The 16356-nt window shown below is 70.5% G+C and carries 16 protein-coding genes and 1 pseudogene; 6 read left to right on the top strand and 11 right to left on the bottom strand.

The features are described 5' to 3' along the window. Nucleotides 1-50: 50 nt before the first annotated feature. A complete protein-coding gene (locus EWH70_RS06490; RefSeq protein WP_165436176.1) occupies nt 51-557 on the top strand; it encodes a TetR/AcrR family transcriptional regulator C-terminal domain-containing protein in 507 nt (168 codons plus the stop codon). On the opposite strand, the gene EWH70_RS06485 is transcribed toward EWH70_RS06490, so the two are convergent. The 3 genes from EWH70_RS06485 to EWH70_RS06475 all read right to left on the bottom strand — a co-directional run bounded on the left by EWH70_RS06485 (nt 541) and on the right by EWH70_RS06475 (nt 3774). After that, entirely contained in the window at nt 541-2049 is a 1509-nt protein-coding gene (locus EWH70_RS06485; protein ID WP_130474353.1) for a SulP family inorganic anion transporter, read from the bottom strand. The two genes, EWH70_RS06490 and EWH70_RS06485, sit on opposite strands and share 17 nt — an antisense overlap. Before the next feature lie 171 nt (nt 2050-2220). Further along, nucleotides 2221-2592 (bottom strand): MerR family transcriptional regulator, encoded by a 372-nt coding sequence (locus EWH70_RS06480; RefSeq protein ID WP_130474694.1) that lies wholly within the window; start codon nt 2590-2592, stop codon nt 2221-2223. A 36-nt stretch (nt 2593-2628) separates the two neighbouring features. After that, complete coding sequence (locus EWH70_RS06475) at nt 2629-3774, bottom strand: MFS transporter (protein WP_205669046.1); 1146 nt, start codon at nt 3772-3774, stop codon at nt 2629-2631. Between the two features lie 97 nt (nt 3775-3871). On the opposite strand from EWH70_RS06475, the gene EWH70_RS06470 reads away from it, so the two are divergent. Together EWH70_RS06470 and EWH70_RS36590 are read left to right on the top strand one after the other, a co-directional pair. Then, complete coding sequence (locus EWH70_RS06470; RefSeq protein ID WP_130474352.1) at nt 3872-4555, top strand: TetR/AcrR family transcriptional regulator; 684 nt, start codon at nt 3872-3874, stop codon at nt 4553-4555. Continuing rightward, entirely contained in the window at nt 4555-4704 is a 150-nt protein-coding gene (locus tag EWH70_RS36590) for a DUF6886 family protein (protein ID WP_338078564.1), read from the top strand. The genes EWH70_RS06470 and EWH70_RS36590 overlap by 1 nt, the downstream gene beginning before the upstream one ends. Nucleotides 4705-4926: 222 nt before the next feature. On the opposite strand, the gene EWH70_RS06460 is transcribed toward EWH70_RS36590, so the two are convergent. The 6 genes and pseudogenes from EWH70_RS06460 to merA form a co-directional block, all read right to left on the bottom strand. Continuing rightward, a complete protein-coding gene (locus tag EWH70_RS06460) occupies nt 4927-5805 on the bottom strand; it encodes a cytochrome c biogenesis CcdA family protein (RefSeq protein WP_130474351.1) in 879 nt (292 codons plus the stop codon). A 22-nt stretch (nt 5806-5827) separates the two neighbouring features. After that, the gene (locus tag EWH70_RS06455) at nt 5828-6391 is read right to left on the bottom strand and encodes a protein disulfide oxidoreductase (protein ID WP_240686834.1); all 564 of its coding nucleotides are present in this window, start codon (nt 6389-6391) and stop codon (nt 5828-5830) included. A gap of 106 nt (nt 6392-6497) precedes the next feature. Further along, nucleotides 6498-6731, bottom strand: a complete 234-nt coding sequence (locus EWH70_RS36100; protein WP_240686877.1) for a hypothetical protein — start codon at nt 6729-6731, stop codon at nt 6498-6500. Between the two features lie 52 nt (nt 6732-6783). Then, nucleotides 6784-6963, bottom strand: a pseudogene (locus EWH70_RS36780) (hypothetical protein); the annotation flags it as partial. A gap of 43 nt (nt 6964-7006) precedes the next feature. After that, nucleotides 7007-8812, bottom strand: coding sequence for a phytanoyl-CoA dioxygenase family protein (locus tag EWH70_RS06445; protein ID WP_205669045.1), 1806 nt, complete (start codon nt 8810-8812; stop codon nt 7007-7009). 36 nt (nt 8813-8848) lie between these two features. Further along, the gene (gene merA, locus EWH70_RS06435) at nt 8849-10261 is read right to left on the bottom strand and encodes a mercury(II) reductase (RefSeq protein WP_130474691.1); all 1413 of its coding nucleotides are present in this window, start codon (nt 10259-10261) and stop codon (nt 8849-8851) included. Between the two features lie 105 nt (nt 10262-10366). Here merA and EWH70_RS06430 point away from each other — a divergent pair, with 105 nt between their 5' ends. Next, complete coding sequence (locus EWH70_RS06430) at nt 10367-10717, top strand: ArsR/SmtB family transcription factor (RefSeq protein ID WP_476692383.1); 351 nt, start codon at nt 10367-10369, stop codon at nt 10715-10717. A gap of 52 nt (nt 10718-10769) precedes the next feature. Here EWH70_RS06430 and EWH70_RS06425 read toward each other — a convergent pair whose 3' ends face one another. Beyond that, nucleotides 10770-11945, bottom strand: coding sequence for a class I tRNA ligase family protein (locus EWH70_RS06425; protein ID WP_130474349.1), 1176 nt, complete (start codon nt 11943-11945; stop codon nt 10770-10772). Between the two features lie 534 nt (nt 11946-12479). On the opposite strand from EWH70_RS06425, the gene EWH70_RS06420 reads away from it, so the two are divergent. Both EWH70_RS06420 and EWH70_RS06415 read left to right on the top strand, forming a co-directional pair. Continuing rightward, the gene (locus tag EWH70_RS06420) at nt 12480-13169 is read left to right on the top strand and encodes a response regulator transcription factor (protein ID WP_130474348.1); all 690 of its coding nucleotides are present in this window, start codon (nt 12480-12482) and stop codon (nt 13167-13169) included. After that, nucleotides 13166-14596 carry a sensor histidine kinase gene (locus EWH70_RS06415; RefSeq protein ID WP_130474347.1) on the top strand — a complete coding sequence of 477 codons (1431 nt, stop codon included), beginning with the start codon at nt 13166-13168 and terminating at the stop codon, nt 14594-14596. The genes EWH70_RS06420 and EWH70_RS06415 overlap by 4 nt, the downstream gene beginning before the upstream one ends. Here EWH70_RS06415 and EWH70_RS06410 read toward each other — a convergent pair. After that, nucleotides 14583-16274 (bottom strand): glycosyltransferase family protein, encoded by a 1692-nt coding sequence (locus tag EWH70_RS06410; RefSeq protein ID WP_130474346.1) that lies wholly within the window; start codon nt 16272-16274, stop codon nt 14583-14585. The genes EWH70_RS06415 and EWH70_RS06410 overlap by 14 nt on opposite strands. Between the last annotated feature and the right edge of the window lie 82 nt (nt 16275-16356).

The raw sequence follows: 16356 nt of genomic DNA, 5'->3' as shown, positions 1-16356 counted from the left end.
CGTAGGTCCCGGGCAGGGCCGAGCTGATCGACCTCTTGCTGGACACCGCGGTGGGACCGTCACCGGACCTGCGTGAGGTGCCGGGCGGCTGGCGCGAGCGGCTGGACCGGTGGGCACGCGAGATCCGGTCGGTGTTCCGTCGGCACCCGTGGGCGCTGGCGGTCATCGCGGACCGGCGGGTGATGGGCCCGAACGAGATCGCCTGGTTCGAGGCCGCGCTGGCCGCGGTGGCGCCCACCGGTCTACCGGACCGCACCGTGGTCGACGTCGTGCTGCTGCTCAACGCCTACGTGCGCGGCGCGGCACAGGGCTCGGTCGCGCAGGCGCGGGCCGAGCGCCGCACCGGGGTCGGTGCCGACGCGTGGGCGGCCGCGAACGCGAAGATCCTCGCCCGAGTCGTCGACGACGACCGTTACCCCGTGCTCGCCGGCATCCTCGCCGCGGGTGCCCTCACCCCGGAGGACGCCGCGCACGAGTTCGAGTTCGGGCTGACCCGCGTGCTCGACAGCATCGCCGCACTGATCGATGAGCGTGCGCGGCTCAGTGGCCGGGGGTGAGTTCGCCGGTGAGTTTGCTGTGCATGGTGGCGCTGTGTTTGTTGAGGCCGACGATGTCGACGGTTTTGCCGCGGGCGGCGTACTTGGTGGTGATGGCGTCGAGGGCGGCGACGGTGGAGGCGTCCCAGATGTGGGCGTCGGTGAGGTCGATGACGACGCTGTCCGGGTCGTTGGCGTAGTCGAACTGGTAGACGAGGTCGTTGCTGGAGGCGAAGAACAGTTCGCCGGTGACGGCGTAGACGACCTGGCGGCCGTCGGGGTCGGTGGCGGCGGTGACCTCGACCAGGTGGGCGACGCGGCGGGCGAAGATGACCATGGCGGTGATGGTGCCGGCGACGACGCCGACGGCGAGGTTGTCGGTGGCCACGACGATGGCCACGGTCACCGCCATGACGGTGATCTCCCCGGCGGGCAAGCGTTTGAGGGTGGCGGGGGCGACGGAGTGCCAGTCGAAGGTGCCGACGGCGACCAGGACCATTACCGCGACCAGGGCGGCCATCGGGATCTGGGAGACGACCGGGCCGAACACGATGCACAGCACCATGAGGAACACACCGGCCAGGAACGTCGAGAGCCGGGTACGGGCACCGGCGGTCTTGACGTTGATCATGGTCTGGCCGATCATCGCGCAGCCGCCCATGCCACCGAAGAAGCCGGTGACGACGTTGGCGACGCCCTGGCCGATGGCTTCCCGGGTCTTGTTGGAGTGGGTGTCGGTGATGTCGTCGACCAGCTTGGCGGTCATCAGCGACTCCATGAGCCCGACGAGGGCGAACGCGAGCGCGTAGGGGGCCAGCAGCGTCAGCGTGTCGACGGTGAGGGGGACGTCCGGGAACGCGGGAACGGGCAGTGTGGACGGCAGTGCTCCCTTGTCGCCCACGGTCGGCACGGCGATCCCGGCGGCGATCGTCAGGGCGGTCAGTGCCACGATCGACACCAGCGGCGCTGGAATGACCTTGGTGAGCTTCGGGAACAGGATCATGATCAGCAGGCCGCCCGCGAACAGCGGGTAGACCGGCCAGGGCACGTCGATCAGCTCGGGAACCTGGGCCAGGAAGATCAGGATGGCCAGGGCGTTGACGAAGCCGACCATCACGCTGCGCGGGACGAACCGCATCAGCCGGGCCACCCCGAGCGAGCCGAGCACGACCTGGAACAACCCGCCCAGGATGACGGTCGCGATCAGGTAGCTCAGGCCGTGTTCCCGCGCCAGCGGGGCCACCACCAGCGCGATCGCCCCGGTCGCCGCCGAGATCATCGCCGGGCGGCCGCCGACGATCGAGATCACCACCGCCATGGTGAACGAGGCGAACAGCCCGACGCTCGGGTCGACGCCGGCGATGATCGAGAACGAGATCGCCTCCGGGATCAGCGCCAGCGCGACCACCAAACCGGCCAGGATCTCGGTACGCGCCACTCTGGGCGAGAACCAGGACGGCCTGCGGCGGGACGACAACGACGACGAAGAAGAAGGCACGCGACAACCTGACATGGCCGGGCGCCGACCCGGCGCCGTGGAAAGGACTGGGATGCGAGAGGGCGGCACTGCCCGGAAAGGACGGGAACGACCCGCCGAAACCCGACCCTTACGTTAGAGCAGAGTTGGCCGCGGCCGCGGACCGCCGTCGGCAAGTGAGGCCCGGATCACGATCACGGCCCGTGCTCAGCCGCGGTGACGCTTGAGCTGGGTACGCAGCAACGCGGCGAACTCCTCGGCGACGCGCAGCTTGGCCCGCAGGTTCTCGCAGGCCTGCTCGGCAGTGGCGCTGTGGCGGGTCAGCAGGCCGGCCGGGTCATCCGGTGGTGTGTCGCCGGGCAGCGGGTCGAGAACGGCCAGCAGGTCACGCATCTCCTCCAGCTGGAAGCCCAGCGGCTTCATACGCTTGATCAGCTGCAGGCGCTGCACGTCCGGGTCGGTGTAAAGGCGGAACCCGCCCTGGCTGCGCGCGCTGGGCACGACCAGGCCCATCTCCTCGTAGTAGCGGATGGTGCGCAGCGACAGCCCGGTGCGCTCGGCCACCTCGCCGATCTGCATCTGCTCGCCCACCCGCGCCCCTTTCGTCGATGACCGTCACCGTACTGACGCGACGTCCACGCCGATCCGGCGGACGACCACGACCGCCAGCAGGATCGCCGACACCGCCCCGGCGACGAGGAAGCCGGTCGTGGTCGAGGTGGCCTCGATCAGTGGTCCGAACAGCAGCGGGGACAGGAACTGGCCGGCGAAGATCGCCGTACCCGACAGTGCTGCCGCGCGACTGCGGTGTTCGACGCCGGCCGCCCGGTCGACCAGCACGGTGGCCACCGGGAACAGGATTCCGTTGCCGATACCGAACAGCGCCGGAGCCAGGAGCAGGACCACCGGATGGCTGACCGTCGCGTAGATCAGGAACCCGGCCAGCGACGTGACCAGGGCGGCACGCAACAGGGCGGCATAGCTCAACCGTGCCCGTAGCCTGCCGTAGACGAGTCCGACCAGGCTGGTCGTGATCGCCGCGCCCACCACCGCGTAGAGCGACACCAGCACCGGCGCCCGGATGCCGATCTGCGCCAGCCGTTGCGGCAGGAAGATCGCCAGCACATACATCTGGACCGCGATCACGATCCACAGGCTGTACCAGCCCAGCAGCGCCGGCCGGTGGCGGAGCAACCGGACGGCGCCGAGGTCCTCCCCTCCGGCCCGTGCGGTGGTGTCCGGCAGGGACCACGCCGCCAGCGCCGCGAGCGGAAGGCCGACCAGGTAGACGGCGAAGGTGGCATGCCAGGTCAGCCCACCGAGCAACCCGCCCACCAGCGGCCAGACCAGCCCGCCGACGCTGGTCGCCGTCGAACGCCAGCCCATCACCCGGTCCCGTTCCGCGCCGCGGTAGAAGGCCAGCATCGCGACCGTGGTGGCGGTGAACACCGCTGCCGCGCCCACCCCGAACACCAGGCGGCTGACCATCAGCGCCGGGTAGGAGGTGACCACCAGGCCGGCGCCGCCGCCGAGCGCGTAGACGACCAGGCCGACGATCATCGGCCGACGCACTCCCCACCGGTCGATGGCGCGCCCGAACAGGGGACTCGTGACGGCGATGGCCAGCCCGTGCGCGGTCAGCACGAACCCGGCCAGGGTCCCGGTCACTCCCAGATCTCCCCGGATGACCTCCAGTACCGGCACGATCACCGCGCCGCCCATCACCCCGAGCGTCGACGCTGCCAGCAGAACCACCAGCACAGCCACACCTCCACAATTTGGCACTCAGTGTCAGAGTAACCTCAGTGCCAATAGCTGTCGAGGAGCAAAAGTACCCGAGGGGCGCTAGACTGCGGGCATGACGGGGTCCACTTCGGCAGAACGCGCCCTGCCGCTACGGGAGCGCAAGAAGCTGCGCACGCGCACCGCACTGGCCGACGCCGCCCTGCGACTGTTCCTCGAACGGGGCTACCAGGAAACAACGGTCGACGACCTGGTCGACGCCGTGGAGGTCTCCCGGCGCACCTTCTTCCGGATGTACGAGTCCAAAGAGGACGTCGCGCTGGCCGCCGAACTGGAACTGTGGGACGCCTACGTCGCCGAGGTCGCCGGCCGGGACCTGCACGGGCCCGTGCTCGACTTCCTGCGGGAGACGCTGGTCGCGGCCATCGCCGGGCTCGGCGACGACTGGGACCGGCGCTTCCTCGCCACCCGCGGTCTCGTCGCCCGCACCCCGGTGCTGTGGGACCGCAGCCTCCTACGGTCGATCACCGTCCAAACCAGACTCGTCACCGAACTCGAGACCAAGCTCGGCATCGACAGCCGCGACGACGTCCGCCTGCGGCTGCTGGGAGAGCTGTCCCTGGCCGCCTGGCGCTGCGCCGCCAAGAACTGGATCTCCGGCCGCGGATACGACGGACCGCCCGGCCGCCGCGAGAAACTCGGACGCTGGAAGGGACCCGGCGGAAGTGCTGAACTGATCCGCCGCGTCGAGGACGCCTTCCACGCCATCCCCGGCAGCCTCACCCTCACCGGCCCCTGATGGACCGACGACAACGACAAACCACGCCGGCTACCGTGAGGACACCGGACTACTGGTTCCCCAGGGACTGCCCCCGGGCAATGGCCTGGACACTGCCCACCACATCGCAGGCAGACGCCGACCGGATCCTCGGCCCCGGCGGCGGATGACCTCTCAGAAGAACGGCACTTTCGCGGCGGTGTAGGAGCCGCGGTCGTGGCGGAACACCCGGAACAGCAAGGGAAACTGCTCCGAGAAGCTGCCCGCCCGGCGCACGTGGATGTGTGTGCGCGGTTGGCCCGGTGGCTCACGGAAGTAGCGTTTGGTGCCACCGCGGGTCGTACGGCACGATACGGATCACGCGACTTGGCACCCGCTCAGGCTGCCACAACTCACTCAACGTGATCCTCGTGCTTCTGCCGACGCGTGCCGGATCTCCGGCGCTTGAGCAGGATCGCGCCGATGATCAGCACGGCGAGCGTCGCCAGCAGGGGTAGCACGCCGACGCTGTCCACCCAGCCGGCCACGGTTTCCTGGATGGCGCCTGCTGCCTCGATCACCGGGTCGCCGGCGGCGCCGTCGCCGAAGTACAGGCGCAGCTCATAGATGCCGTAGTAGCCGACGTAGGCACCGACGAGCACGAGCAGTCCGCCGCCGAGCCGGTTGATGTGCGGCAGCATCCGACGGAAGCCGGTGGTCACCGTGGAACCGGCCAGCGCGACCGCGGTCGCCAGCACGCCGACCACCAGCGTCATGCCCACGCCGTAGGCGAGGTAGGCCAGCGCCCCGCCGAGGATCGACCCGCTGCGGAAGGTGGCGCTGGTGACCGCGAGGAACGGGCCGATCGTGCAGGACAGCGACGCGATCGCATAGGCCAGGCCGTAGCCGAACATCGAGCCCAGCCGCGCGGTCGGCGCACCCCGGCTCAGCTTGGGCAGCAGCACGGTGAGCTCGCGTCCGGTCAGCATCCAGACACCGAGCCCGAGCAGGGCGGCACCGATCACCACGGTGACCGCGGGCAAATACTGCTGCACCGAGGCCGCCAGCGGCGCGACAACGAGGCCGAACATGCCGAACACGACGACAAACCCCAACGCCATCGCCACCGTGGCCGCCAGGGCACGGCCCACCAGGGTGATGCGGCTGCGTGTCTCACCGTCGTTGCCGACGACCACGAGAGTCAGGTAGGCGGGAAGCATCGCGAAGCCGCACGGGTTCAGCGCCGCGACCAGTCCGGCGGCCAGCGCGAAGCCCAGCGTCTGCGGATCCATGAGTGCCGGTGGCCGCGGACGATCAGGCGCCCGCGAGCGTGCCGGCGCGCGCCGCGAGGTCCTGTTCGGACAGCGTGCCCTTGACCACGTCCACCGAGCCGTCCGCGCCGATGAACGCGAACGCCGGTTGCGCGGTCACCCCGAATCGCTTCCACACCGCGGCATCGACGTCTGCGAGATGCACGAACGAGTCCAGTTTGTACTTGGACACGAACGCCTGCATCGCGGGCACCTCGTCTTGGGCGGCGACCCCGACGAACGTGACACCCGTGGCGGCTTGCGCGGCGTTGGCCACGGTCGGTGCCTCCCGCTGGCACACCGGGCACCAGGGCGCCCAGAACCACAGCACGGCGGGCTTGCCGGCAAGGCTCTGTCCGGTGAAGTCCTTGCCGTCGACGGTCTTCGCGGTGAACCGAAGCTGTTCGGCGATGGTCGCCGCACCCGGCGCCGCTGTGCCTGGTGCCGCTGTGCTCGGTGTCGTCCCGGGCGCGCCGCCGGGCTGCTGACCGGTGCCCGCGGGCGTGCCGCAACCCGCGATCAGCGCGAACGTGGCGATCATCAGTCCCACGGACCGGAAGAGCCTCACTGCGATCACCTTTCGCCGGGAACGGGTATGCGGGCACCGACAGTAGGCAGTGTGCGGCCCCACCGGTCCGGTGCGCGAGTATCCGTAAGCACGTCGTAATAGCTCCTCACGACTTCTCCGCCACCAGGAGGGAGTAACCGATCGTCCCGCCCGCAACGGCCCGTCTGGCCAGCGCCGTGTAGCGCAACCCGGCGCCGGCCAGGATCTCGGTGTAGGCACGCGGTGAGCGGGCGTCGGCGATGCAGGCCACCCACGCGGCCAGTGTGGTCAACTCCGGTGGCAGCCCGGTCTCGGCCACGGTGACGTCGGTGATACCGACCCGGCTGCCGGGCCGCAGCACCCTCCTTGTCCGGGAACGTACAGAACGCGCACTCACACACCAGCGCGTCGAACGTGCCGACGGGCAGCGGAAGGCGTTCGGCGTCGCCGAGGTGGAACCGGACCTTCCCCGAGAGCCCCGCCTTCTCCGCCGCGGCGCGTGCCCGCTCCACGGCGGCCGCTTGGTTGTTACCACTGGCCGCACCCGCTTCCGGTCGTGATTCACCTGTGGGTCTCAGGCCAGCAGTGACCACGACCCGGCGCAGCGCGAGTGTCAGCCTGCCGACACCGCTTCGGTCACCCGCCGTTTCGCTGCGGTGCTCTGGGGTAGCGGTGGTCCGGGAGAGCCTGGCCGGGGCGCAGGCCGAGCGGGTCGCGGCCGGGCAGCGGCCGGTAGGTGGCGTCGGCGTCGGTGAAGGTGACCAGGAACGACAGCCGTGCCTCGTCGGTGGTGTTGGCGCCGGCGTAGTGGGCGGTGCGCCCCTGGTGGAACGTCGCGTCGCCGGCCCGCAGCGGGACGGTGACCCGCGGGCTCCAGCGCAGTTCCGGCCAGCGGCGAAACAGGTAGCCGTCCGGGTCGGCGGTGTGCTCGGCCAGCTCCGCCCGGTCCGGCCCGCCACGGCGGTGCGAGCCGGGCAGGAAGGTCAGGCACCCGCGTTCGGCCGGCACGTCGACCAGCGCGATCCACGCGTTGAAGATCAGCCGGGAGTCCAGCAGCGCGAAGGTCAGGTCGTCGTGCCAGCCGGTGGGCGCGCTGTGTGCGGTGTCCTTGCGCAGCACCTCGCCGCCCCACACGCGTAACGGCATGCCGGCCAGCTGCTCGGCGAGCGCGCCGAGCCGGGGATGCAGCGCGAGTTCACGCAGGACGGGGTGATGTTCCCAGGCGTCGGTGGTGGCCACGATGCGGGTGCCGAACTCCTCGTCGGTGTGGCTGGCCGCGGCGAGGGCCTCCTCGGCGGCGGCGCGGAACCGGGCCACCTCGCCGGCGGTGAGCAGCTGGGGCACGTGGGTGAACCCGCGCTCGCGGAAGTCCTCGGCGGCGTCGATCGCTGCCCGGTCCTCCCGCAGCAGACCACCGAATCCGGCGATGCCCTCCGCCAGCGCCTGCTCCTGATCGAGGACGACGCCGGTGACACCGTGGGTTGCCGCGGCCCAGTCGCGGGCGGCGTCCGGGCCGGTGAAGAAGTTGACGTGGCCGCAGGTGCGGTCCACCGACGGGCAGCGGGCGTCACCGGCCTGCCCGGCGAACACGACCGCGGTGCCGGGCTCCCAGTGCGCGGTGTCGCGGTCGACGTGCACGGTGACGGTGTGGCCGGTACCGGGTTCGGTGCCGGTGACGGTCACCGGGACATCGAGCATCGCCGAGATGCCCAGTGCGTCGATGGCACACATCGCGTACACCGTGGTCCCCCCGTCCCAGGTGACCCGGTGCCGGGTCGGGACCGGCGAGAACGGGTAGGCCGCGCGGATCTCGCCCCGCTCGTCGACGGCGAGGACGTCGCGGTCGACCAGTTCGGCCACCACCGCGCGATGATCGGCACCCGACGCCGCGGTGTGCCGCTCCAGGTCCGCCCGCGACGGCACGCGGCCGGTTTCGGCGAACGCCGTCAGCACCCACCGGTGCACGGTTCGCGCCGCCGGTGACAGTGCGCGGGCGGAACCTGCCTTGTTTGGGACAGGGATGATGTCTGTGCTGGTCACAGCCGCACCTTTCGACGAGTTGTGGTGTTCGGCCGCGACCGTATGGTCTGCCCCCGGGGTGAGGGTCAAGTATCCGCGGCACGCTTCGAACTCGTCGATGCGCCGCAGTGTCTCCCGCGCCTGGGCGATCCGCCGGAGCAACCGTGCACGCGAGTGCCGCAGCAGTCCGGCCAGCCGGGGCCCGATGGCCGCGTCGGTTTCGGTCAGCTCGCGGATCTCGGCCACGGTCAGCCCGAGGCCCCGTAGCTGACCGATCAGCTCGACGCACCACAGGGCGTCGGCGGCGAACAACCGGTAGTTCGCCGCGCTCCGGCCGACGCTGTGGATCAGGCCCCAGTCGGTGTACTGGCGCAGCGTCTTGATCGGCACACCGGTTCGGCGCGACAAGTCCCCGACCGTCATCAATCCATTGCTCAACATGGCCGCTCACCAGGGATGTCAGGAGGCACAGCAGGACAGCTTGGTCACGTCACGGGTGAAGGCCTGGGCGGCGAGCTTCAGGCCTTCGGCCATGGTCAGATACGGGCACCACAGGTCGGCCACCTGCCGCACCGTCATGGTGCCGGCCAGCGCGTAGACCGCCGTCGCGATCACCTCACCGGCGCCCTCGGCGAGTACGTGCGCGCCCAGCAGCCGACCGGTGTCGCGGTCGGCGACGAGCTTGATCAGGCCGTGGGTGTTCCGGTTCACCAGCGCACGCGGCACGTACTCCAGCGGCAGCACCCGGCTCTCGGTCGGGTAGCCCCGCTCGACGGCCTGGGCCTCGGTGAGCCCGGCCGCGGCGATCGCCGGACCGGTGAACGTCACCCGCGGCAGGTGGTGGTAGTCCATCGTGCGGCCGGCTTCGGAGAAGGCGTTGCCGGCGACCAGGGTGCCGTGTGCGGCGGCCACGTAGACGAACTGCGGGTGCCCGGTGACGTCTCCGGCCGCCCAGACGCGTGGGTTGCCGGTACGCAGGTTGTCGTCGACCAGGACCTCACCGGATACCCCGGTCCCGACGCCGACCGAGGCCAGGCCGAGCCCGCCGATGAGCGGGCGGCGGCCGGTGGCGGCCAGCACCCGCTCGGCCCGCAGTTCGCCGCGGCCGCCGGTCAGGGTCAGCCGGTATCCGGCCGGGTCGCGGTCGGCGCGGCCGACCGTGGTCCCGGTCAGCACGCGGATGCCCTCGCCGCGGAACACCTTCTCGATCATGGCGCCGATCTCGGGTTCCTCGAACGGCGCCAGCCGCTGGGCCGCCTCCACCACGGTCACCTCGACGCCGAGCCTGCTCCACAGCTGAGCCTGCTCCAGACCGACCGCGCCGCCCCCGAGCACGACCATCGACGCCGGTAACGCGTCCAGCTCCATCGCGGTGGCCGAGGTCAGGTACCCGGCCTCGGCCAGCCCGCCGACCGGGGGTGTCCGCGGGGCGGATCCGGTGGCGATCAGGTAGTGCCCGGCCGTCACGGTGGCCGAACCGCCGCCGGCGAGCCCGACCCGCAGCACCGGTTCCGTCCCCTCGGTGGCGAAGCGGGCGGTGCCGGCCAGGATGTCCCAGCCGTACTCCGCGGCCAGGCCGGCGTACTTCTCCGCCCGCAGCGACTCCACCAGCGCCCGCTTGCCGTCGATCAGGCCCGGCAGATCCACGCCGAACGGGGAGACGGTGACGCCCGGGAACCGGCCGTCCAGGCTGACGTGGCGTGCCTCGGCCGCGGCCAGCAGCGCCTTCGACGGGACGCACCCGGTGTTCACACAGGTGCCGCCCACCGTGCCGCGCTCGATCATCACCACCGACCGGCCCATGCCGCGGGCCGCGATGGCCGCCGCGAACCCCGCGCCACCCGAGCCGATCACAGCCAGGTCGTACCGCATCACCGGCGCCTCCCGTCGACACATTCGCCTAAGCGGATGCGTTCGATGGTAGCCTCATATCCGTTCATCCGCATACATCGGACTATCGACGTGAGGAGTGCCGCCGTGCGCCGGTCCGCGCTGCTGCCCACCGAGCCGAACGGCGTGGAGATGGTGGCCAAGTTCTTCCGCGCCCTGAGCGACCCGGTCCGCCTGCGGCTGCTGGAGTTCCTGCTGCACGACGAGCACACCGTCACCGAATGCGTCACCCACGTCGGCCTCTCCCAAGGCCGGGTCTCCACCCACCTGGGCTGCCTGGCCGACTGCGGCTACGTCGAGGTCCGCCGGGAAGGCCGGTTCGCCTACTACCGCGTCGGCGACCCACGCGTCGCCGAACTGGTGCTGCTCGCACGGTCACTGGCCGCGGACAACGCCACCGCACTGGCCGCGTGCATGCGCATCACCCCGGCGCCCTGACCACCACCTACGCGCCGGCCTGCTGGAAGAGGTCGACCTCGGCTGAGGCGGCTCACCGGAGGGCCGCCAGCGCGGCGCGGGCCAGCTTCTCGTCGTGGGGCCGGTCCAGCTTGCGGGCGAGTTGGGCGAGCCGGTCCAGGGCGGTCCTCGCCTCGTCGAGGTGGCCCGCGGCGCGGCAGGTCTCGGCGTAGGCGTGCAGGCAGTCGATCTCCAGCTGCGCCTCCGCCAGGCCGTCCAGCAACTCGAAGACGTGCCGGTGGTGTTCGAGTGCCTGCCCGGGTGAACCGGTGACGCGCAACGCGACGCCGAGGTGGTTGTGGCACCAGGCCTGCTGGTGCCGCAGGTCGTGCTGCTCTGCCAGGTCCAGCGCGTCGTGCAGGGTGCGCAGTGCCTGCCCGGGCTCGTCCGGGGCGAGCGCGAGGCCGAGGGTGACCAGCCCGGTGATGCGCCCGGGTCCCTCGGCCATGGCCACGGACGCGCGGGCAAGTTCGACGGCGTCGGCGCGGTGGCCCAGGTGCAGGCTCACCCACCCGTCGAAGGCCAGTGCCTGGGCCTGCCCCGCCCGCTGGCCGAGCGTGCCGAACAGCTCGCCTGCCCGGCGGAACTGCTCCTGTGCGGCGGCGAGGTCGCCGAGGTCGCGCCGGGCGAGACCGATGCGCAGCGCCAGGCCGGCGGCGAGCGTGTCGTCCGGTCCGGACAGCAGGGCCTGTTCGTAGGCGGACAGCGCTTCGGCGGGTCGTCCGGCGGCGGCGCGGGCGAAACCCAGGTCCGACAGCAGCTCGGCTCGCTCCGGGTCGCGGCCGAGCCGTCCGGCGGCCGCCGCGGCGGCTTCCAGCATGCGGGTCTGGTCGTCAGTGCCCCGGTGGCGGAAGAACCAGACCCGCATGGCCTGCGGCAGGCCGGCGACCACCTCGTCGGCGCCGAGCCGCACGGCGGCGTCGAAGACGGCGACCAGGTTCGGGTACTCGAGGTCGAACCCGAGCGGCGCGTGCAAGGCGGCGAACCGCACGGCGCCCTGGTCCACGAACTCCCGCACCGGGACACCGGCGGCCTTGGCGGCGGTGACGTTCTTCAGCGCGTTGTCGTCGGTGCCGGTGAGGAAGTGGACGCGGTCGCCGCGCAAGCTTCGGTGTCTGGCCAGCACGTCGGCCTGGACTAGTTCGAGCGCGTGCCCGAGATGTGGCTCGGCGTTGACGTAGGGAATGGCGGTGGTGATGTAGTGGGTCATTGGCGTCCCTCCGCCCAGCCGACGACGGAGAAGGACACCCCGGCGACAGCCGGGGCTTGATCGACTGGTGTCAGCGCACGCCGACGGGCCCCGGGACGGGGCTCGACATCGACACAACGTTCGCGCGCATAGCCCCATGGTGGCAGGCGCGCGGCCAGCCACCAACTTGGTTTTCCGGGGGCACCCGATGACGCACGATCAACCGCCCCGAGCAGCAGACCGAGGGGCCACTTATCGATCACAGGGGCCAATGGCGCGCCGCCAGTCTCCCCCGCTGTCCGCCTGGCTGTGGACAATCACTCCATCGCAGCAACTGGTCAGCCTTCCTGGCCACTGACCGCCACCGACGTGGTCGAGGTCGCCCCGTGGACGCCACGTAGCACGGCGCAAACCCGTGCAGCGCCGTCCTCGGCTCGCAGCCGCGTCCCCACAGGCGGGCGTCTCATCTGCGACAGTCCGGTCTACCTGGTCCGGCGTAGGAGTGAACCTTTCTGGAACGCTGTGACACGACACATCGGCGGGGACGAGGTGACTATGGCGAAGGTACTGCTGGTTGAGGACGATCAAGCGCTCGCGGAGACGCTCGAACTGGCACTCGGAGCCCTCGGACACAAGCTGACCCTGACCGGTTCCGGCGACGAGGCCCTGCGAATCCTGCTGGAACAGCGCAACCCGACCGATGTCGTGCTACTCGATGTCATGCTCCCCGGCTCCGACGGATTCGAGGTGTGCCGGCAACTGCGCAGGCACAGCATGGTGCCGGTGATCATGCTCACCGCACGTGGTGACGCGGTGGACGTAGTCGTGGGACTGGAGGGCGGTGCCGACGACTACGTCGTCAAACCGGTGGAGCCACGCGTGCTGGACGCCCGGATCAAAGCCGTGCTACGCCGGGGGAACCTCACCCGTCAGGCGGAACCCGATCCGGTGATACGGATAGGGCATCTCCGGATCGACCCCGTGGCGATGACCGTGACCAGCGAGGACACCCCGCTTCCGCTGACCGCCACCGAGATGCGCCTGCTTCTGGAGTTCGCCCAGCGCCCGGGCGAGGTCCTCACCCGGCGCGTGCTGCTCGAACGGGTCTGGGAGTACGGCTACCTCGGTGATTCCCGGATCGTCGACACCACCGTCGCACGCCTGCGGGCCAAAGTGGACCGGGACGGCACGGCACCGTTGATTCGGACGGTACGTGGGGTCGGCTACCGGCTCGAACGACCGTGAGGCGACCCCGGCTGACGCGGACCAGCCTGCGCCTGTGGATCGTGGTCACGATCTTGTTGCTGTCGGCGGCCGCTGCCACCTCCACCGCGTTCGTGGCCTATCAGATCCAGTCCGACGACGTGCGCGAGCGGTTCACCACCTGGTCCAGTCTTTCGTTCGCCGCCGACCTCAACCACCTCGCCACCACCGACCAGGCGTCGTCGAACTGGGAACGGGCATGGCAGGTCGACGATTTCCTGTCGAGCCGTTACGGAGTCCAGTTCGCACTGTACGACTTCGGCGAGGGCAGCCGGGCCCGGCCGCGGCCGGCGGAGGACGCCTATCCGGCTGACAGCGCCATCGCCGGGTTCGCTCCGATCGAGGTTCCCGTCGCGGTCATGGACCGTGCCCTCGCCACACCCGCGTTCGCCGGCGTGACACCGGCACACCTGCCGGGACCGAATTCCACCTATGTCGTTCTCGGTGGCCTGCTGCGCCCAGGCCTGGTGCTCGTCGAGTTCTACGACGCACGCGACGTCGACACCGAGCTGGCCGGCCTGCGGTCGACCCTCACCTGGTTGGCGGCCGGAATCGCCGCGACAGGCGTCCTGATCGGCCTGCTCGTCGCCGCCCTGGTGAACCGGCCGATCAAGGCGGTGACCAAGGCCGCGCACCGCCTTGGAGCCGGCGAGCTCGATGTACGGCTGCGGGCCGTCGGCACCTCCGAGACCGCGGACCTCGCGCACTCGTTCAACCGGATGGCCGACCGCGTCCGCGACGCGATCACCCAACTTCGTGCCAAGGAGAAGCAACAGCGACAGCTGCTCGCGGACGTGGCACACGACCTGCGGACACCGTTGGCAACGATCCTCGCCGCGGCGGAAGCCGTCGGACAGCTTCCCGTGCATGCCCAGGCACGTGCCCTCCACCTGCTCACCGAGCGCACCCGCAGGCTCGCGACCCTCGTCGACGACCTGCTGGAGATCTCCCGGCTCGACGCCGGCGTCGCCGAACTGCACCGTGACCGGGTCGATCTGGGTGATCTGGTCATCTCGGCCGCCGATCTCGTCGCTCCCAGCTCCGAGGTCCAGGTGACCGGAACGGCGACCCTCCAGGCCGACCCCCGCCGCGTGTTCGCCATCGTGAGCAACCTGATCGATAACGCGCTACGCCATGGCGCGCCACCTGTGGATATCAGGATCACCGCGTCACCCGACGAGGTCTCGATCCGTTGTCAGGACTCGGGCCCCGGAGTTCCGGAGGAATCACTGGCCACACTGTTCGACCGGTTCGTGCGGGCCGACCGCGGGCGAGAAGCATCCGGCGGCAGTGGCCTGGGGCTGGCGATCGCGCAGGCCAACGCCCGGTTGCACGGCGGCCGGATCACGGTGGCGAACACCCCGGACGGTGCGTGCTTCACGGTGGTGCTGCCGGTCATCGCCGAGTGAGCACATCCGCGCCCGGATGCAGATCCGGACCGCAGTCGTCCAGCGGCCGGTCGGTCTGCCACGCGTCCCGCCCGGGCACCACCGCGGCCGCGTAGTCACGCAGTTCACGCAGGTGCGCCGGCGAGCCGACGGCGTCCTTGCGAACCCAGTCCCCATTGGGCAGGACGGGATCGCGGTAGTCGATGACGACGTCGTAATCCCTGACCATCCGCGGGTCCGAGGTGATCCCGTTGCCCATCGCCCAGTCGCCGCGTGAGTGGATGAACGTGGGCCGCCACCGGTCGAACACGTCGTCACGGAGCCCCGCCTCGTCATCGCGCGCCAGCCGCTCGGCCACCGCGGCGTTGGCGAGACCGGCCATGTCGATCAGTTCGAGCCTGCTCGTCAGGGCCGTGCCACCCATGTCCGGGGCGAGCAACGACGCGCGTTCGGCACCGATGATGCCGGCGTAGGTGTTGAACGTCAGGCCGAACCGGTTGGCCACGTAACACAGGGGAACGGTGGGGTAGCGCACGAACGCGTTGGACGCCGCGACGAAACCAGGGCCCGAGTTGATGATCGCCAGCACCGTCACCGCGGCGGCCGCCGCGATCCCGCGGCCGGTAGTCGCCAGCCGGGCCAGCAGCAGTGCCGCGGTGAGCGTCGCCAGTACCCAGACAGGCGTGGCGAATCGGTACCACGCCATCCAGTCTCCTTCGAGGATGACGAACGCTGCCGCCCCCAGCACGAGCACGATCAGCAGCACGTGCAGGCCGGCCCGCCACCAACTCGGGTTGACCAGCGCGTACGCGACCAGCACGACGAACGCCACCGCCATGAACACGCCCACGTACTCAGCCAGTTCCAGCAGGCGCACGACGTCGTGGAACCCGGGCAGGTCCTGCTCTTTAGCGGTCGCCGTGTTCGGCAAGAGCTTGCCGAAGACGGCGAGGCGCCACCCGAGATAGGCGCCGACCGGCACGACGAAGACCGCCATCGACAGCAGTCCCGCCCGGACCCGGTCGGCAACGACGTGCTGGCGCGCGCACGTGACGAGCGCGAGTGGGTAAGCCAGAACGTAGATCGCGCCGTCCGGTCGTGTCAGCAGGATGAACGCGGCGATCACGCCCGCCCCGACAGCGATGCGCCAGGTCGGCAGGTTGCCGTCCAGTGTGGCAACGAAAAGCAATACTGCCAGCCAGCACACGGCCATGGCGAACAACGAGTTCTCAAGACCGGAGAAGGACCAGACGACGTAGGAGGGGTTGGCCGCCAGCGCCACGCCGACAACCGCGGTGACCATCCAGGCACGCCGGAACACCCGACGCGCGGCCACCGCGCACGCGATCAGTGTGCCCACACAGCACAACCAGGCCACAGCCTTGGGGAAGAGCACGTAGTCCGGGATACCGAGGACGACTCCGCCCTGGTCGAAAACTCCGAGCACGCGGCCAAGTACGTGTACGGCCAACCAGGTCGGGTTGGAGAACCCCTCCACCACGGGGGCGCCGGGCTGCAGGACGGGGCCTTCGCCACTGGCGATCATCCGGGCATAGGCGAAGGTGATGCCAGCGTCGTCGACGATCCACTTCCCGTACCTGAGTGCGTGCACGCCAAGCGCCACCGCACCCAGCAGCACGGCCCACGCAAGCGAGGTCACCCGGGCACGGCGGCCGGTGACGGATTCGGCTGTGATCATGCCAGCCGACGCTAGGACCGTCCCTCGTTACACAGGTGGCACGTGATCACCAGCTCCGTGACTTTTGTGACGGCGTGGCCGT

Source organism: Amycolatopsis suaedae (assembly GCF_004214935.1).
GTDB lineage: Bacteria > Actinomycetota > Actinomycetes > Mycobacteriales > Pseudonocardiaceae > Amycolatopsis > Amycolatopsis suaedae.
Note: the sequence above shows the minus strand (reverse complement) of the source record. Positions and strands in the feature narration are given on the sequence as shown.

Bases quoted from the DNA above. Each gene is read 5' to 3' on its own strand.
- EWH70_RS06485 (WP_130474353.1), bottom strand. From the start codon at position 2,049: ATGTCAGGTTGTCGCGTGCCTTCTTCTTCGTCGTCGTTGTCGTCCCGC.
- EWH70_RS06480 (WP_130474694.1), bottom strand. From the start codon at position 2,592: ATGCAGATCGGCGAGGTGGCCGAGCGCACCGGGCTGTCGCTGCGCACC.
- EWH70_RS06470 (WP_130474352.1), top strand. From the start codon at position 3,872: ATGACGGGGTCCACTTCGGCAGAACGCGCCCTGCCGCTACGGGAGCGC.
- EWH70_RS36590 (WP_338078564.1), top strand. From the start codon at position 4,555: ATGGACCGACGACAACGACAAACCACGCCGGCTACCGTGAGGACACCG.
- EWH70_RS06460 (WP_130474351.1), bottom strand. From the start codon at position 5,805: ATGGATCCGCAGACGCTGGGCTTCGCGCTGGCCGCCGGACTGGTCGCG.
- EWH70_RS06445 (WP_205669045.1), bottom strand. From the start codon at position 8,812: ATGACGGTCGGGGACTTGTCGCGCCGAACCGGTGTGCCGATCAAGACG.
- merA (WP_130474691.1), bottom strand. From the start codon at position 10,261: ATGCGGTACGACCTGGCTGTGATCGGCTCGGGTGGCGCGGGGTTCGCG.
- EWH70_RS06425 (WP_130474349.1), bottom strand. From the start codon at position 11,945: ATGACCCACTACATCACCACCGCCATTCCCTACGTCAACGCCGAGCCA.
- EWH70_RS06420 (WP_130474348.1), top strand. From the start codon at position 12,480: ATGGCGAAGGTACTGCTGGTTGAGGACGATCAAGCGCTCGCGGAGACG.
- EWH70_RS06410 (WP_130474346.1), bottom strand. From the start codon at position 16,274: ATGATCACAGCCGAATCCGTCACCGGCCGCCGTGCCCGGGTGACCTCG.